General features: G+C 41.6%; 1 pseudogene. It reads left to right on the top strand.

The window, feature by feature from the left end:
* Positions 1-180 (top strand): annotated as a pseudogene (locus tag CWB76_RS19475) (adenylate kinase); the annotation flags it as partial.
* Between the last annotated feature and the right edge of the window lie 63 nt (positions 181-243).

The raw sequence follows: 243 nt of genomic DNA, 5'->3' as shown, positions 1-243 counted from the left end.
CCAACCGATGACAGTAAACCCACAGAAAAAGTTGACGAACTTATTAATCGTGCAGATGATACCGACGAGCCAGTTCGTAAGCGCTTAGGCATTTACCATGATCAAACAATGCCATTGTTTGACTACTACCTAGCAGAAGCGAAATCGGGTAACACGGAGTACCTTAAACTATTCGGTTGACAAGCGGTGGAAGCAGTAAGCTAGCAACTAGCTGAGCTTTTTGGTTAATTTTTATCTAAAATT

The organism is Pseudoalteromonas sp. S1609 (genome assembly GCF_005887255.1).
GTDB lineage: Bacteria > Pseudomonadota > Gammaproteobacteria > Enterobacterales > Alteromonadaceae > Pseudoalteromonas.
This window is presented reverse-complemented; position numbering and strand designations above follow the sequence as displayed.